Below are 16,181 nucleotides of genomic sequence, written 5' to 3'. Positions count from 1 at the left end.
TACGGTGCTGGCGAAACGGGAGCGTGAAAGGCTCGGAGATGACAGGTGGCCGCTCACGCGGCAGGGTGCTCGCGTCATGCGGCGCCCTGCCAGTCGCACGGTCGTCGCATCGCCGGCCGACATTCGGCCTGAACTGGGCCTAGAAGAAAGGACAGGCGATGAGCGAAGCGCTTTTCGTCGTCAATGCCGGCAGTTCAAGCATCAAGTTCAAGCTCTACCGTATCATCGGCGATGACATCGCGCCGCGGATCGCCGGGGCGCTGGACGGCATCGGCACCCAGCCGAAGCTGAAGGCGACGGATGCGGACGGCGCGGTGCTGGTCGAGCGCGGCTTCACGCCCGAGGAAATCGCCAGCCCCTCCGATGCCCAACACGCCATCGGCGACTGGCTCGCCCCGCTCCTCGCCGACCACCAGCTCATCGGCGTGGGACACCGCGTGGTGCATGGCGGGCCGCATTACGCGCACCCGGTTCTGGTCGACGACGCCGTGCTGGCCACGCTGGAGAGCTTCATCCCGCTAGCGCCGCTGCACCAGCTCACCAATCTCGATCCCATTCGCGTCCTGCGCGCGCGCCGGCCCGACCTGCCGCAGGTCGCCTGCTTCGACACCGCTTTCCACCGCGGCCATCCCGAACTGGCCGACCGATTTGCCATCCCGCGCGCGCTGTATGATGACGGTGTGCGCCGCTATGGCTTTCACGGCCTGTCCTACGAATATGTCTCCGGCCGGCTGCGGGACATCGCCCCAGATCCGGCCGCGGGGCGCGTGGTGATCGCGCATCTGGGCTCGGGCGCCTCGGCCTGCGCGTTGCTGGATGGGCGCAGCATGGAATCCACCATGGGGTTCACCGCGCTCGACGGCTTGCCCATGGGCACGCGCTGCGGCGCGCTGGATGCCGGCGTCGTGCTGCATCTCATCGAGCAGAAGGGCATGAGCCCGGCCGAGGTCGGCCACATGCTCTATCATGACAGCGGGCTGCGCGGCCTCTCCGGCATCAGCAGCGACATGCGCGAATTGCTGGCCTCGCCGGAGCCCGCCGCCGCGCTCGCAGTGGATTACTTCACGCTGCACGTGGCGCAGGCGGTGGCCCGGCTATCCGTCACGCTTGGCGGGCTCGACGCGCTGGTCTTCACTGCCGGCATCGGCGAACACGCGCCGCCGATCCGCGCGCGAATCGTGGCGCGTCTGGCGGTGCTGGGCCTCGCCCTCGACGAGGCCGCCAATGCCGCCGACGCCATCGAGATCCACGCGCGCGACAGCCGGGCGCGCATCTTCGTGCTGCCGACCGACGAGGAGCGCATGATCGGGCTGCACACGCTCAAGCTGCTGCGTCCGATCTGAACGCGTGCCGGACGGAGCGGACCGAGCAGCCTATTGCGAGGGGTGAAGGTAGGCCTTGTACTCCGCCTCGATCTGCTTGCGCTGTGCCGGGTTCAGCGTGTTCGCCACCATGGACCAGTTCATCCGGTAGCCCTGAGGCACGTCCGCCCGCGTCGCGAAATCCAGTTCGAAGAAATAGCGCCGCTTCTGGTCCGCGCTCGCCGCGTCCCAGACAATGGGCATGAACGTGAGCCTCCACCGCAGCTTGTGGTATTCGCGAGGCGCGGTGAGGCTGGACATTTCCCAACCGGCCAGCGCGAGGTCCGGCCGCGACATGGCGAGCCCGGCGGCGGCAACATCCTCCCAGGCATTTGCCGAGACCGGGTCGATCTTCAGCACATCGATGGCCGCCTTCATGTTCTCCGGCGCCGTCAACGACAAGCTCCGGGTGAAATGCGCGTAATACGCGCGCGCGCGATTGCGCACCCCGGGCGTGTCGCGCCACTCGGCGAGGGATGCGCGCCAGGCCGGGAAGGTAGTGAAATAAGGCGTGCTGGTATATTTGGAGCTGAGCAGCGCGCTCGCCGCATATTGCAGCTGGCTGAACCTGAACAGCTGCACGCCTTCATAGACGAGGCCGGCGCCGGCGGCGAACAGGAACAGCGACAGCAACAGCCCTGCCGGCCGCAGAGCAACAGGAGCCGGCTGCGCGCTCATCCGACGTAGTATTTCTTGTAATAGGCAGAGGAGTAATAGGAATACCGGCCGTATTTCGGCGTGCGGCGCAGATCGACCATGTTGAAGGCGATGCCGCACACCTTGCGGTCGCCGGCCAGCCGCTCCAGCGAATGACGCACGAATTCACGCGCGGTCGCGTTCCAGCGCACGACGAAGACCAGCTTGTCGGCTATCGGCGCCAGGACGGCGGCGTCGACGACCGGTCCGATCGGAGGGGCGTCGAGCACGATCAGGTCAAAGCTCTGGCGCAGTTGCTCCACCAGACTCTGCATGCGCCCGGAACCCAGCAGGTCCGGGGGGCTCTGCGTCTTGGCACCGGAGCCCAGTACATAGAGACCGGAAGACTTGTCGCGATAGAGAATGCCCTCGGACGATGCCGTCTGGGCCAGCAATTCGACCAGGCCGGCGCGCTCGGTGAGGCCAAATTGCTGCGACACCGAGGGGCGACGCAGGTCGCAGTCGATCAGCAGCACGCGCTTGCCCGATGTGGCCGCCGACACGGCCAGAGCAATCGCCAGCGACGTCTTGCCCTCGCCGGGCGAGGCGGAGGTCAGCTCGATCACCTGCGGAGGATGGTCGACATCCGACATCTGCACGCCGGCGCGCAGGCTGCGCACCGATTCGCTGAAGCGCGACAGCGGCTTGCTGATGAGATAATCGAGCACCGGCACATTGTCCTTGCCCTTCTCGCCCGATAGATCCACCCACTCGATCGAGGACAGCACCGGCAGGCCGGTCGACTCCTCCACCTGGCGCGGGCTGTTGAAGCCCGCATTGAGCATCTCCATCAGCAGGGCGATGCCGATGCCCGCCATCACGCCCAGCAGGCCGCCAACGGCGACCAGAATCTTCTTGTTCGGGAAGGATGGCGTGGAACTCACAACGGCCGGCGTGATGATGCGCGCGTCCTGGATCGTCACCTCGGACTGCTCGCTGGTGAGCTTGGCCTGGCCGAGGAACGTCTCATAGAGCGTGCGGTTCGCGTCCGCGTCGCGCTCAAGCTCACGCAGGTGCACCGTGAGCGCGTTGTCCGCCGTCGTCTGCCCGGAAACCGCCGCGACATTCGCCGACATGGCATCGGCACGGCTCTTGGCAACTTCGTAGTCGTTCTTCAGATTGGCGACGATGCGGGAAATTTCCCCGGTGATCAGCCGCTCGATCTCGCGCCGCTCCGCCCGCACATTGACCACGAGCGGATGGCGCTCGCCATAGCGCGACACGAGGTCGGCCTCGCGCGCGGAGGTTGCGGCCAGCCGGCCGCGCAGGTCGCTGATGACCCCCGACGACATCACATCGGGAATGGCCTCCACCTTGCCCCCGCTGGCCATCAGCTGGCGCGCCTGCTCGTATTTCGCGAGCTTCCCGGCAGCCTCGGTCTGAATCTGCACCAGCTCCGCATTGACCTCGGAGAGCTGCTGCTCGTTCAGCGTGCGGGAATCGACGGAGACAAGATTGTTGTCGCTGCGGAACTTCTGAACCGCCTGTTCCGACTTGCGCAGCCCCTCGCGCAGCGACTGGAGGCGATCGGACAGCCAGGACGATGCCCGGCGGGCGGCCTCGTAGCGGTTCTCCAACTGGTCGACGATGTAGGCATCGGCGATAGCGTTGGCCAGATTGGACGCTTTTTGCGGGCTGATCGAGGTGACGGCCACCGACAGGATGGGGGTGCGCGTCACCCGCTCCACCGTCAACGCGGCGCGGAGCCGCGCCACCGTATCGCGGATCGCGGGTGAGATATCGCTCTTGGCGACGACATTCGCGTCCGACGAATCGGCAAGCGACGCGCGGGTCGCCGGCTCGAAGCCGAGCCATCCGCGCATCGTGTCGAACCACGAGCGGGCGACGGGACGCTCGCCGAATTCGGGATCCTGGATCAGATTCTCCCGCTCGACCACCCGCTTGAGGAAGTTGAGCGAGGTGAGGATGGCGATCTGGCTATCGACCATGGTCGAATCGCGCTGCTCCTCCGCACCCATGATCGCGACGCCGAGATTGTTGCGCGAGGAGGAATCAAGCAGAATCTGGGCCGTGCTCGTAAAGCGGGGCGTCAACGAATAACTGATGGCGACGGCAACTATGACGAAAGTCGAAGCAATTGCGACAATCAGCAACCAGCGACGAAGAGCGAAATCGACAATATGATGAAAATCGAAATTCTCGCTGTCCTCTTGCTTCGCCACGCCCGCAATTTGTCCGTGCATCTCGACTTCTCTGAACGTCCACAGATCGGACTCGACCCTACGCGGCGCGTATGGCACGCTTAAGTCGACTCTCAGTTTGCATTATACTCGGTAGGGCTGCGATTCCTAGAGACGCCCATGGGCGCCGATGTTAGAATTTTGTTCGTGCACGGGCGATTGCTGACGAGACGCGGGGCAGGAATCCAGATCAGATTCTGTTAGCCGGGCAGTAATTCCGTGCGCGAACGTGCTTTGGTCTAACAAGGTAATATAATGTTATTTCCGAGCGTAAGAGAGCTTGCCCCGTCCCGGAAGGCGATATCCACCACGCGACGGGCATTACTCATCATGATGGTCGGCACCGCCGTGGCAGGCTGTGCCGGAACGCCCGGAGCCCCCCCCCCTGCGGCAGCTTCCGAAACCCCGCCAGAATACGTGCTCGGCACCGGCGACCGCATCCGTGTCACCGTCTTCAACGAGGAGAGCCTGTCCGGCGAGTTCGAGATCGACGCGTCCGGCGTCATTTCAATTCCGCTGATCGGCAATATCAAGGCGGCCGGTAAGACGCCCCGGCAGGTGGAGCAGGACATTCGTGGCCAGCTCGCCTCCGGCTACATGCGCGACCCGCGCGTGAATGTTGAAGTGCTGAAATACCGCCCCTTCTACATCATCGGCGAAGTGACCAAGGCGGGCGAGTACGATTACCGGAACGGGATGAACCTGCTCAGTGCCGTGGCCGTGGCCGGCGGCTTCACCTACCGGGCCAATGACCAGACGGTGTATATCCGTCGCGCCGGGCAGACGCAGGAAAATTCCTATCCCTCGACCACGACAACGATGATCTATCCGGGCGACATCATCCGGGTGCCGGAACGGCTGTTCTGAGCCTCCCCCTTCCCCGAGTTGCGCACCAAGCCGGCGGGTTCCGGCGCGGTGCCACCCGGCAGAGGAGCCCGCGACGCGGGCACATCGGCCAGCGGCCCTCCGGTCGCCGTCATCGTCCCCGCGCCGTGCGCGCATTCGGGCAACTCGATCCGCGCCGACAAATGCGCGGATCGAACCAAGCCGAACAGCGTGCGCTGGTGCCGCGGATGGCGACGTTTGCCGTTACGGTGCCCCCGTTCCGGGGAAGGCCGCCACGATCCGTTGTCACGCGGGCGCTTCGCGCAAACCGGAATCGGCCGACTAGCGACTAGCGGGTGGTATCGAGCCGCCGGCTCCAGCTCTGCGCCAGTCCCGCGCCAAGCAGGGCCGCGAAGGTGAGCGTCACCGCCTGGATCTGCAGGCTGAAATCCAGTGTCGCGTGCGCCAGAACGAGGGCGCTCGCCGCCAGCGTGATCAGGCTGACCATCGGCAAGGTCTCGCGCCCGAGCGCGTTGCGTATCATCTGCACCAGCAACCCGCCCACCAGCAGCGCGAAGGCGAGCGTGGCTGGCAGGCCGAGGTCGAACAGCAACTCGACATAGCTGTTATGCGCCTTGTCCCAATGGAAAAGAATGCTGTCCATCACGTCGTTGGGATCGCGATAGACCGCGAAAACCCGGTCGAAGCTGCCATAGCCGAACCCGGTCCACGGCGCGTCGCGCGCTGCCTCGAAGGCTCGGCGCGCGACGCTCATGCGCACGCCAACGTCTCCGCCCTCCGCAAGCCGGTCGGCGAACAGACTACCGAAGGACAGCACCAGCGCCGCGATCACCGCCCCCGCGACCGACAGGATGGCAATGGAGACAATCCGCTGCCGCCCGAGCGCCACGGTGGCCACCAGCAGCGTCATCACGCCGAGCAGGCTGGCCACGATTCCGGCCCGCGAGCCCGTTCCCAGCAGCGCAACCGTGACCACCACCATCGCCAGGACCAGAACCAGCCCGCGGCGGAGCATCGCCTCGCCGAAGGCGGCGACCCGCAACGCGATCGGCTGATGCCGACCCCGGCTGGCCCGCTGCGCGACGTCGAGCAGCAGCCCGACAATGGCGACCAGCCCCATGCCGGCATAGGTCGCATAGCTGTTGCGGTTGATGAAGGTCGAGGTCACCGCATCGCGATAATGCAGCTTCTCGACCCAGAGCATCGCGTCCGGAAAGAACCGCACCTGAAGGATGCCATAGACCGCGTAACCGACGGCAGCGACGGCGAAGGTAACGATGAACAGATGCGCGCGCAGTGCATCGCGGCACAGTTGCAGTGCCAGATAGAACGCCGCCGCGCAGGTGAGCAGGCGCATCAGGCCAAGGACGCCCTCGTCGGGCGTCGCCGAGATGCGCCCGGTCACCGGCCCGGCATCCGGCACCCGTTCCAGAACCTCCCGCGTCGGTTCCCAGAAAGCGCTGTCCCAGCCGCTCGGCGCCCAGCTGGATACCTGGAAGACGATCCAGCCTGCCAGGCCGACGAAGATCACCGCAGCCCAGGCCACGTACCTCGCTGCGACCGGGCGCGTTCCCCCGCGTGCGACGACGCCCGCCTCGAACAGCAACAGGATGGAGCCGAACACCGCCGCGTTGAGGCCCCAGGTCGCGAGATCATTGCTGCCGAACAGGAAGGGAAGCCCCGCCACGGCAAGCGCGAACAGGATCAGAAGGACGTCATCGAACGTCTCGCCATGCGTTCCCCGCTTCAGGAAGGACGGTCCCGAGCGAGCGCCGCCTGTCAACGGAGCCCTGGAATAGCCGGCGGATTCATCGGACCGCCGGCGCCCCGCACGCGTGTTCATGTATGGATGATCCGCACCCGATCGCCCTCGAGCGCGACGCAGGTCAGCCGCCCGGTGAGGTAGGCACCCGTATCGACATTGATCCGGTTGGCCAGCACCTCGGGCTCGATGGCGGGAGTGTGGCCATGAACGATCCGACCACCGTGATCGAGCCGCGAATCGACGAACAGGTCACGGATCCACATCAGGTCATCGGGCGCCTGCTGGCTCAGGGGCACGCCGGGGCGTATGCCCGCATGACAGAAGAAATAGCCGCCAACCCAATGCGAGGTCGGCCGCTGCCGGATGAAGGCGATGTGCTCCTCCGGTACGCTCGCGAGCACGGCTTCACGCAGCCCTTCCTCACGCCCGGCCATGGAGAAGCCGCGCGCCGAAATGCCGTAGGAGAACAAGGTCTCCACCCCGCCATTGGCGAGCCAGCCATCCCATGGCTGGCTGCGGTCCAGAGCGCCAAGCCACATGGCCTCGTGATTGCCCTTGAGGCAGATCCAGCTGTCGCGATCCGCGCCCGTGATCAGCGCCTCGATGACCCGCCGACTGTCGGGCCCGCGGTCGATATAGTCGCCGAGGAACACGATCTGCGACGACACGGCATCGCGACGGTCGTGCTCGATCTTGTCGAGCAGCGCGCACATGAGATCATAGCGGCCGTGTATGTCGCCGACCGCGTAGACTCGCACACCGTCCGGAATTCGATAAATCGCCGGACGCGCCGTCACGCGAAAGCGTGAAAAGAACATGACCTATCCGGCCTTCGACATTCCGACGGCATTCTGGCCCGTCATTGGGCAACCATGCCCCATATCAAAACTCCCCGCAAATCGCGGGGAGTTTCAAATTTCAGCGATAATGCGGCTTCAGTACGCGAGGCTGATACCGGCCGACACGATGTTCTGGGTGTAGTTCTCGACACCGGCGATGCCGTTATAGTTCGACGTGAAGTCCTGATAATTGTAGGTCAGGCGCGCCGTGGCATGACGGTTGATCAGGTAGCGCAGCTCGCCGCCGACCGTGTACTGGTCATCGTTACGCGGCAGGTTCTGGTAGTCCTGGTTGTTGTAGCTGAACCAGGCTGACATCAGCAGGTTGCGCCGGAACTCGTAATCGCCACGAACACCGAAAGTCGAGCTGAGGATACTCGAACCATCCACCGTCCCGACCGAGTAGTTCGACGTCAACACGTCCTGCAGCGCGGTGAATGTCATCGTCAGCAGCGGCGAGGCGAACCAGTTGATGTTCGCGCCGTAGGTGAAATGCGGCACCGAATCCAGCGTACCGTCAGTCGTCCAGTCGGTGTAGCCGACATAGACCTCACCACGCGTCAGACGCGACGGCTCGAACTGCAGGCCGGTGGTGATCCAATACTGCTCGGCGTCATAGTCGGTGTTTTCCATGAAGGACCACCGATACTTGCCTTCCACGAAGGCGCTGGTCAGAGGGCTGATGAAGTAGCCGACACGACCGCTGACCGTGTAATCCTGACCGTCGCGGTATGTCTGATCCGACGGCGCGCCGTCGAGCCAGCTCGAATAGGAGCGATCGCGATAGTCGAACATCAACCGCGTCCAGAAGCGGTTGAATTCCTTGCGCAGGCCGGCGCCGGCCGTGGTCTGATCATAGGGCAGCGGGGAGGTGAGACCATTATTGGTCTCGTCATCGCCCGGCAGTTCGTTCAGATGCGAGTAGCGCGCATAGCCGAACAGTTCCAGATCCGACGACACGTCGATACGGCCATTGCCGCCGACCGAATAGTTATTCCAGTCACCCGTGCTGTAATTTGCGTAGCTACCATTCTCGAAATAGCTGTCGATCGAGAGGTAGTGGCGCGACCAGTTCGATTCCAGCTTCGCTGCCGGCCGGATGATAAAGATCGTATCGCCCTTCGGGGCGCTACCCGATGCGGTGATATTGTCGTTATAGCCGACCGAACCGAACAAGGTCGGATAAAGCATAAACGAACCAAGCTCGATGCCGGTGCTCGTCTTCGGACGATCGAGCACACCGACTTTCGCCGGGTCAAAGGGCCCCTTTTGCTGCAACGGAGGCAGATCCGACGCAAAAGCGAGCCCACCGAACACGCTACCCAAGAGACCGGATACGGCCCCGGCAGCCAATACGCGCTTCATCTGCTCGCCCCACCCATTCCCCGTGGCCACAACCTGCCGACGAGTACCCGGTTAAACATCCGCCCTGCCCCGACGGACCCTCAACTCAAGCCGCTGCCGCGCATAAGCGACAACACTGAAAGAAATTCCGAAACGTTACGCTCACCGAGCCGCCAAAGAGCAACATCGAACGGAGGTAACACTCTGCGACGACGAACGATGGTGCATCGCACCATCCAGCTTTAGCTACCGTCCGAACCGCCCGTCAAAACGGAAGCCGTCGGGACGATCTGGCTGGACTGGATGGTAATCGCGGTCGACTGCTGATTCGGACTGACGACCACGTTCGACGTGTCCTTGACCAACGTGGGAACCGAAATCGCCAGAGGGTTGGTGTTGGGTTCCGAACTATTGCTGTCGGTCAACACCGAGGGCACCAGAGACCCCCCCTCAGCCAAAGCCGATTCCACTGCGGAGCCGAAGGCGCTGCCGCGGGAGAAATCATCCGACGCCAGGAACGTATTGACCGCCACCAGCGCCGCATTCGCCGACGCGCTGGTGGACGCCTGCGACTGCCAGACCGCCACGGCCTGAGCCAGACCCTGCGCCATCTGGCTCACCAGAGACGGGTTAACGCTGACCGCCGTCACGCTCCCGTCCGCATTCGTCACGGAGAGGTCACCGGCGGTACCGCTGGAAATGGCATTGAGCTGAGCGACCAGTACCGCGGCAGCGGCCGGATTGCTCTGAAGCAACGCCGCAATCTGCCCCGGGACCTGCGGGGGCGCATTGAACGGGACGGACTGACTGGCCGCCAGCACGGACAAGATCTGAGCCTTCGCCCACGCCTCACTCCCGACAGCCGCCGCCTGCGCACCAGCGGGCACGACTTGAGCCACCAACCCGAAACCCGTCGCACCAGCGCCGAGCATCAGCGCCACGGCCGCCACGCGCAGCTTCCCCCGAACCATCATGCAAACCCCTATCGCCCAGCCCCATTAGGGATAACAGCTGACCGTTGTTACGCTAGTGCGGAAAAGACACACAGGTCAAGAGTTCTGCCAGAAGTCGGACCAAAAAAAACTGAATTAAATCGGCAATTTGTGTGAAATCCGAAGCAATTTAAGAGCACCTGCAATTCAGCCTCGCTGCTTTCTGCGCGCCCAATGGGACGCAATACGCCGACAGTCCGAAGATTTCATCAAAAACAACTTAGAAACACTTAAATAAAACATGATTAACGCAATCTTATCTCAACGAATAAACGAATACATTAGCAAACAAACGGCGCATCAACGCTCGCACCGCACCTCGCTCAACTATCTGTTGCGCATCCGGTTATGGTGCATTGCGGAAGGCGGAAATCGGTCCATATCCACTCGAGACGCACCACGCGGCGTGGAAAACGACGGATTTCTCCCGCTACCCAAGCATTCTGGCGGTCGACGCGACCTCGACCGGTTACCGTTGCCAACCCGTTCCCGGGCCAGATCCGGATCTTGGCGACATCTATCCCGCAACAATGCCGGCGCGGGCCGCGGCTATTGCGTTCAAGCGGCGAGAGCGAAGTGCCGTCGTCGGCTTTTCTTGTGTCTTGATGAAATCAAACCGTCATTAGCCGACGACCGGAACCGTAATACTACTATCATACCCACTCGAATCGCGGGAAAGGCGAAGCCATCCCTGCGTGCCGCTACGAAAATGGGCGATGAGTCGCACCCAGCGCATCTCAGGGTTAAGGGTATGCAATCCCAGGTTTTTGTCCGTGCAGACCCGAGAGCGGCACCCCGAGAGCCGCACCCCGTGCCACGCCGCCTTGAGGTCAGTCCGTGGCGGGCAAATCGAGTAGCGTGAGGCAGAGCGCCGCCGCCGCGAAGTCGCGGTAGCGCGTGGCGCGACGTGCGAGTGCCGCATCGTCCACGCCCCAGAGCAGCTCCTGCACTTCCTCATCAACATGGGCGGTGCGCCACCCCTGTTCGGCCGACAAGGCCCCTCGCCACACCGCCAGCGCAAGGATCGCGGAGCCGGAGAGCGTCGTCATCAGGTTGAGCGAAGCAAGGCGCAGCGCATCGGTTGGCAGATGCTTGGCGATCAACTCAAGCGAACGCGGAGGTTGCTCGACGAAGACAATTCCTTCACTGAGGACGAACCGAGCGCCCAATTCGGCCCGCGCCCAGTCGAGCAGCGGGTCCCACAATTCTTGCTGCAGCGCAACAAGGCGCTCGGGAGCGTCGGCGCGGTAGCACAGCAGGTCGCTGCCGGCGTAGCGCACGATCTCGGCTGCCACCTCGGCACCCGTCGCTTCCACGCCGTCGATTGCCGAATTGACCAGCCGTGTCACCGGCATGCTCACGGGGTCGATCCGCTCGCCCTGCCCGTCCCATTCCGCGGCAATCGCTTCCGCCAGCCCGCGCGCCGGCACGATGAACGGCGCCTTGCCGGGCGTGCGCAACGGCCTCCCGTCCAGCTCTATGCGGAAGGCGCCGTCTCCGGTCGCAGCCGCTGCGGCACGCGCATAGAACCGCTTGGGCATCGCCCGCTCGCCGAAGCCCTGCGGCAGCGCCCCGCGCGTGGGCTCGCCAGCCGGCGGTTCAGTTTCGCTCACGGGCAATTCCCCACAGCTGATCCATGGCCGGCACCAGGTGGTCCGCGTCGTCGATCAGGCGCTCGGCGCCGGATCGGTTCAGCAGTTCCGCCGCATGATAACCCCAGGTCACGCCGATCGCCCGCGCGCCAGCCGCGCGTGCCATAATCATGTCGAAACTCGTATCGCCGATCAGCACCGTGTCCTCCGGCCGCACGCCGGCCGCCTCAATCGCCTGCAGCACCATGGCCGGGTGCGGCTTGGACGGCGCGTCATCGGCAGTCTGAATGGTAACGAAACGCCCTTCCAGCCCGTGATGCTGCAGCACGGCGGCGACACCGCGCTGCGACTTGCCGGTTGCGATGCCCATCAGCACGTCCTCACGCGCCGCCAGCCGGTCCAGCACCGCCCGCACGCCAGGAAACATCGGCTCCAGAAAACCCGGCTCGGCGCGGATTTCGCGGAACGCCTCGCGGTAGAGATCGGCCATCGCTTCGGCCGGAAAATCGGGGTCGTGATCGCCCAGTTCGCGCATCGCTTCGACCAGAGACAGGCCCACAATGCCCAGCACGCGCCCACGCGGAGGAAGCACATGGCCGCCGCGAGCAAAGGCGCGGGTCATTGCCTCGACAATCACATGCTGGCTGTCGACCAGCGTGCCGTCACAATCGAACAAAGCGAGTTTCACGAAACGATCATCCGAGGGGCTGCCGCCGCGCCGTGCGGCCGGCGGGCCGGAAAAACTTGGTGGGCGGTGACGGGCTCGAACCGCCGACCCTCTCGGTGTAAACGAGATGCTCTACCAACTGAGCTAACCGCCCAACATGTCCAGGCCTGCCCCCTCGCCGGCGCCGATCGGCCGCCAGCGGGTGGGACATTGACCGGCGCCAAGCCTGACGGCTGGCAGCCATATACAGAGACCCGGCGCGGCCGTAAACCAGGCTCGCGCCGATAGCCGTCGCGCGGGGGGAGCAAAGGCCGCTACGATCCGCCGGCACGGCCATCCCGGCATTGGAGCACACCTGGCGGCGGACCGTGCGGGGAATGGGGTTCGCCCAGTCTCCGGCAAGTCGGTGGCGCGCGGGAGCCTTACGGCTGGTTACGCGGGCGCATCGACCCGCGGAACCCCGGCACAGGCTCTCGCCCGTTACATATCCCGGAACCGACCCGACAGGAGGACGACAGTAACGAGTTGCCCATGTCTGTCGCCGCGTAGCTTGTAACGACGACGCCTCGGCCAGATGTGCCGCCGAGGGCGTCGTCTGTCCACACCGCCCTGTAGCAATCGCGAAGCGCCGTCCTCGCCACGGGGTAGGCGCACCGCATGCATGTGGCAGCCGCACGCGACATCCGCGACGAGGAGGCAACATTCCGGCTCGGCCGCGCCTCGCCCTGCGCCCCGCAACGCGAGGGGGCGCCGACCGCCGCCGGAATGCTCGAAATCAGCCGTTGACGATTTCCTTGAGGCCCTTGCCCGGCGTGAACTTCGGGGCCTTGGAAGCCTCGATCTTCACCGGGTTGCCGGTGCGCGGGTTGCGGCCTTCGCGCGCGGCGCGGGTCACGACGGAGAAGCTGCCGAAGCCGATGAGCTTCACTTCCTCACCGGCCTTGAGCGAGGCGGCGATGGCATCGAAGGTCGCGTCGACCGCAGCCGCGGCAGCGGCCTTCGTCAGCTTGGCCTGCTCGGCCACGGCGGCGACGAGTTCGTTCTTCGTGGTCATGAGACCGGTCCTTCCCTTGATTGCACAAGAATCGCCGGTTGCATGCACCAGCGACGGGCGGGCACCCTTTCTCCAAATTACGGCGAATGCAAGCGCATGGGCCGTGAAACCCGCACAAATACACGATTTTGCACTGTCGGACGGTTGCAAGATACCGCGATTCGTATCCATTCCGGCCGCCCCCAAATTAGGCGCCCGAGCCGGTCATCGCCGACAGGGTCGAGGCCTGTCGCCCTCGCCCGCGGCAGAAATGCAAACGGCGGCGCCCCCCAGGGGACGCCGCCGTCGCTCGCCTACGAAATGAGGCGATCAGTGCGCCGCGATGCCGCTCGGCTCGTCGAGGCTGCCGATCACCGGCTCCGCCGCCGCGGGGGTGGCGGGGGCGAGCTTCTCTTCCCACACGATGGACTCGGGCTGGCGCACCAGCGCGTGGTGCAGAACCTCGTCCATGCGCGAGACCGGGACGATCTCGAGGGCGTTCTTCACGTTGTCCGGTATCTCGGCGAGATCCTTGGCATTCTCCTCCGGGATCAGCACCTTCTTGATGCCGGCCCTGAGCGCGGCGAGCAGCTTCTCCTTGAGGCCGCCGATCGGCAGCACCCGGCCGCGCAGGGTGATTTCGCCGGTCATGGCGACATCCCGACGGATCGGAATGCCAGTGAGCACCGAGGTGAGCACCGTCGCCATCGCCACGCCCGCCGACGGCCCGTCCTTGGGGGTCGCCCCCTCGGGAACATGGACGTGGATGTCGCGGCGGTCGAACAACGGCGGCTCGATGCCGAAATCGAGCGCGCGCGAGCGGACATAGGAGGCCGCCGCCGAGATCGATTCCTTCATCACGTCGCGAAGGTTGCCCGTGACCGTCATCTTGCCCTTGCCGGGCATCATGACGCCTTCGATCGTGAGGATCTCGCCGCCCACCTCGGTCCAGGCGAGGCCGGTGACGACACCCACCTGATCCTCGCTCTCGGCCTCGCCATAGCGATAGCGCGGCGCGCCGAGATAGTCCTCGAGCTGCTTCACCGTGATCTTGACCGACTTCTTCTTGGTCAGCATCAGGTCCTTCACCGCCTTGCGGGCGAGGTTGGAAATCTCACGCTCCAGGTTGCGCACGCCGGCTTCCCGCGTGTAGCGGCGAACCAGGGTGAGCAGCGCCTCGTCGTCGATCTCCCATTCCTTGGCGGCCAGACCGTGCTTGGTCAGCGTCGAAGGAATGAGGTGGCGGCGGGCGATCTCGACCTTCTCGTCCTCGGTATAGCCAGCGATGCGGATCACCTCCATGCGATCCAGCAGGGCCGGCGGGATGTTCAGCGTGTTGGCCGTGGTGACGAACATCACGCTCGACAGGTCATAATCGACCTCGAGGTAATGGTCCGCGAAGGTGTGGTTCTGCTCGGGGTCCAGCACCTCCAGCAGCGCCGACGAGGGATCGCCGCGGAAATCCGCACCCATCTTGTCGATCTCATCCAGCAGGAAGAGCGGGTTGGACTTCTTCGCCTTGCGCATGGACTGGATGACCTTGCCGGGCATCGAGCCGATATAGGTCCGCCGGTGGCCACGGATCTCCGCCTCGTCGCGCACGCCGCCCAAGGCAACGCGCACATATTCGCGGCCCGTCGCCTTGGCGATGGACTTGGCGAGCGAGGTCTTGCCGACGCCAGGCGGCCCGACCAGGCACAGGATCGGCCCGGTCAGCTTGTTCTGGCGGCTCTGCACGGCGAGATACTCGACGATGCGGTCCTTCACCTTGTCGAGGCCGAAATGCTCGGCATCGAGCACGCCCTGGGCGAAGGGGAGGTCCTTCTTGACCTTGGAGCGGTTGCCCCACGGAATCGAGAGCAGCCAGTCGAGATAGTTGCGCACGACGGTGGCTTCCGCCGACATGGGGCTCATCTGCCGGAGCTTCTTCAGCTCGTGCGTCGCCTTCTCGCGGGCCTCCTTGGAGAGCTTCACGGTCTTGATGCGCTCTTCCAGCTCGGCCAGTTCGTCACGGCCATCTTCGCCGTCGCCCAGCTCCTTCTGGATCGCCTTCATCTGCTCATTCAGGTAGTACTCGCGCTGGGTCTTCTCCATCTGGCGCTTGACGCGCGTGCGGATGCGTTTCTCGACCTGAAGGACCGAGATTTCGCTCTCCATCAGCGAGAGCACCTTCTCCAGCCGCGTGGTGACCTTGAGGATCTCCAGCACCGCCTGCTTCTCGGGGATCTTGACCGCGAGATGCGAGGCGACCGTGTCCGCCAGCTTCGAGTGGTCCTCGATCTGGGTGACGACGCCGACGACTTCGGGCGAGACCTTCTTGTTCAGCTTGACGTAGGATTCGAACTCGGCGAGCACCGAGCGGCCCAGCGCCTCGGCCTCGACCTTGGAGCCGAGATCTTCCTCCAGCGCCACGGCTTCCGCCTCGTAGAGGTCGCTGCGGTCGGTATAGCGCTCGACGCGGGCGCGGGAGATGCCTTCCACCAGCACCTTCACCGTGCCGTCCGGCAGCTTCAGCAGCTGCAGCACGGAGGCGAGCGTGCCGATCTTGTAGATGGCGTTGGGCGCCGGGTCGTCGTCGGACGCGTTTTCCTGCGTCGCCAGCATGATGAAGGTGTCGTTCCGCATCACCTCCTCGAGGGCGCGGATCGACTTCTCGCGGCCGACGAAGAGCGGCACGATCATGTGCGGGAAGACAACGATGTCGCGCAGCGGCAGCACCGGGAAAGTCTGCGGAACGCCGGGCGTGAGCGCGGTGCGAGGCTTGGAGCTCGTCATGGCCCTATCCTTTCTGTTGACGGCCGACGCCGTTCCCCGGCGGTGAAACCGGGGCGGCGGACCGTGCCGC

General features: G+C 64.6%; 12 protein-coding genes and 1 tRNA gene. 2 read left to right on the top strand and 11 right to left on the bottom strand.

The features are described from left to right. The first annotated feature begins 158 nt into the window (after positions 1-158). The gene (locus FHS55_RS17375) at positions 159-1,343 is read left to right on the top strand and encodes an acetate/propionate family kinase (RefSeq protein WP_183191051.1); all 1,185 of its coding nucleotides are present in this window, start codon (positions 159-161) and stop codon (positions 1,341-1,343) included. A gap of 30 nt (positions 1,344-1,373) precedes the next feature. Here FHS55_RS17375 and FHS55_RS17370 read toward each other — a convergent pair whose 3' ends face one another. Continuing rightward, positions 1,374-2,039, bottom strand: a complete 666-nt coding sequence (locus tag FHS55_RS17370; protein ID WP_183191050.1) for a hypothetical protein — start codon at positions 2,037-2,039, stop codon at positions 1,374-1,376. Beyond that, positions 2,036-4,261: a GumC family protein gene (locus FHS55_RS17365; RefSeq protein ID WP_183191049.1), complete on the bottom strand. Its 2,226-nt coding sequence runs from the start codon at positions 4,259-4,261 to the stop codon at positions 2,036-2,038. Before FHS55_RS17365 ends, FHS55_RS17370 begins: the two co-directional genes overlap by 4 nt. 327 nt (positions 4,262-4,588) lie before the next feature. Between FHS55_RS17365 and FHS55_RS17360 the strand changes: the two genes are divergently transcribed. After that, positions 4,589-5,125, top strand: a complete 537-nt coding sequence (locus FHS55_RS17360) for a polysaccharide biosynthesis/export family protein (protein ID WP_246340230.1) — start codon at positions 4,589-4,591, stop codon at positions 5,123-5,125. A 307-nt stretch (positions 5,126-5,432) separates the two neighbouring features. Here the strand turns inward: FHS55_RS17360 and FHS55_RS17355 are convergent, their stop codons facing one another. The 9 genes from FHS55_RS17355 to lon all read right to left on the bottom strand — a co-directional run bounded on the left by FHS55_RS17355 (position 5,433) and on the right by lon (position 16,111). Next, the gene (locus FHS55_RS17355; protein WP_183191047.1) at positions 5,433-6,947 is read right to left on the bottom strand and encodes an O-antigen ligase family protein; all 1,515 of its coding nucleotides are present in this window, start codon (positions 6,945-6,947) and stop codon (positions 5,433-5,435) included. Continuing rightward, positions 6,944-7,687, bottom strand: coding sequence for a metallophosphoesterase family protein (locus FHS55_RS17350; RefSeq protein WP_183191046.1), 744 nt, complete (start codon positions 7,685-7,687; stop codon positions 6,944-6,946). Before FHS55_RS17350 ends, FHS55_RS17355 begins: the two co-directional genes overlap by 4 nt. Before the next feature lie 117 nt (positions 7,688-7,804). Further along, positions 7,805-9,073, bottom strand: coding sequence for an outer membrane beta-barrel protein (locus FHS55_RS17345; protein WP_183191045.1), 1,269 nt, complete (start codon positions 9,071-9,073; stop codon positions 7,805-7,807). A gap of 221 nt (positions 9,074-9,294) precedes the next feature. Continuing rightward, positions 9,295-10,026, bottom strand: a complete 732-nt coding sequence (locus FHS55_RS17340) for a hypothetical protein (RefSeq protein ID WP_183191044.1) — start codon at positions 10,024-10,026, stop codon at positions 9,295-9,297. 848 nt (positions 10,027-10,874) lie between these two features. Then, complete coding sequence (locus FHS55_RS17335; RefSeq protein ID WP_183191043.1) at positions 10,875-11,585, bottom strand: ATP12 family chaperone protein; 711 nt, start codon at positions 11,583-11,585, stop codon at positions 10,875-10,877. Positions 11,586-11,643: 58 nt separating this feature from the next. After that, the gene (locus tag FHS55_RS17330) at positions 11,644-12,324 is read right to left on the bottom strand and encodes an HAD-IA family hydrolase (RefSeq protein WP_183191042.1); all 681 of its coding nucleotides are present in this window, start codon (positions 12,322-12,324) and stop codon (positions 11,644-11,646) included. 57 nt (positions 12,325-12,381) lie between these two features. After that, positions 12,382-12,457, bottom strand: a tRNA-Val gene (locus FHS55_RS17325). A gap of 621 nt (positions 12,458-13,078) precedes the next feature. Further along, the gene (locus tag FHS55_RS17320) at positions 13,079-13,357 is read right to left on the bottom strand and encodes an HU family DNA-binding protein (protein ID WP_183191041.1); all 279 of its coding nucleotides are present in this window, start codon (positions 13,355-13,357) and stop codon (positions 13,079-13,081) included. Positions 13,358-13,666: 309 nt separating this feature from the next. Continuing rightward, positions 13,667-16,111, bottom strand: a complete 2,445-nt coding sequence (gene lon, locus FHS55_RS17315; protein ID WP_183191040.1) for an endopeptidase La — start codon at positions 16,109-16,111, stop codon at positions 13,667-13,669. Positions 16,112-16,181: the final 70 nt, after the last annotated feature.

The sequence above is a fragment of the Ancylobacter tetraedralis genome, from assembly GCF_014195655.1.
Classification (GTDB): domain Bacteria; phylum Pseudomonadota; class Alphaproteobacteria; order Rhizobiales; family Xanthobacteraceae; genus Ancylobacter; species Ancylobacter tetraedralis.
The sequence above is the reverse complement of the archived record's forward strand: the minus strand, read 5'-3'. Positions and strand labels throughout refer to the sequence as shown.

Bases quoted from the DNA above. Each gene is read 5' to 3' on its own strand.
- FHS55_RS17375 (WP_183191051.1), top strand. From the start codon at position 159: ATGAGCGAAGCGCTTTTCGTCGTCAATGCCGGCAGTTCAAGCATCAAG.
- FHS55_RS17370 (WP_183191050.1), bottom strand. From the start codon at position 2,039: ATGAGCGCGCAGCCGGCTCCTGTTGCTCTGCGGCCGGCAGGGCTGTTG.
- FHS55_RS17365 (WP_183191049.1), bottom strand. From the start codon at position 4,261: ATGCACGGACAAATTGCGGGCGTGGCGAAGCAAGAGGACAGCGAGAAT.
- FHS55_RS17360 (WP_246340230.1), top strand. From the start codon at position 4,589: ATGATGGTCGGCACCGCCGTGGCAGGCTGTGCCGGAACGCCCGGAGCC.
- FHS55_RS17355 (WP_183191047.1), bottom strand. From the start codon at position 6,947: ATGAACACGCGTGCGGGGCGCCGGCGGTCCGATGAATCCGCCGGCTAT.
- FHS55_RS17350 (WP_183191046.1), bottom strand. From the start codon at position 7,687: ATGTTCTTTTCACGCTTTCGCGTGACGGCGCGTCCGGCGATTTATCGA.
- FHS55_RS17345 (WP_183191045.1), bottom strand. From the start codon at position 9,073: ATGAAGCGCGTATTGGCTGCCGGGGCCGTATCCGGTCTCTTGGGTAGC.
- FHS55_RS17340 (WP_183191044.1), bottom strand. From the start codon at position 10,026: ATGATGGTTCGGGGGAAGCTGCGCGTGGCGGCCGTGGCGCTGATGCTC.
- FHS55_RS17335 (WP_183191043.1), bottom strand. From the start codon at position 11,585: ATGCCCAAGCGGTTCTATGCGCGTGCCGCAGCGGCTGCGACCGGAGAC.
- FHS55_RS17320 (WP_183191041.1), bottom strand. From the start codon at position 13,357: ATGACCACGAAGAACGAACTCGTCGCCGCCGTGGCCGAGCAGGCCAAG.
- lon (WP_183191040.1), bottom strand. From the start codon at position 16,111: ATGACGAGCTCCAAGCCTCGCACCGCGCTCACGCCCGGCGTTCCGCAG.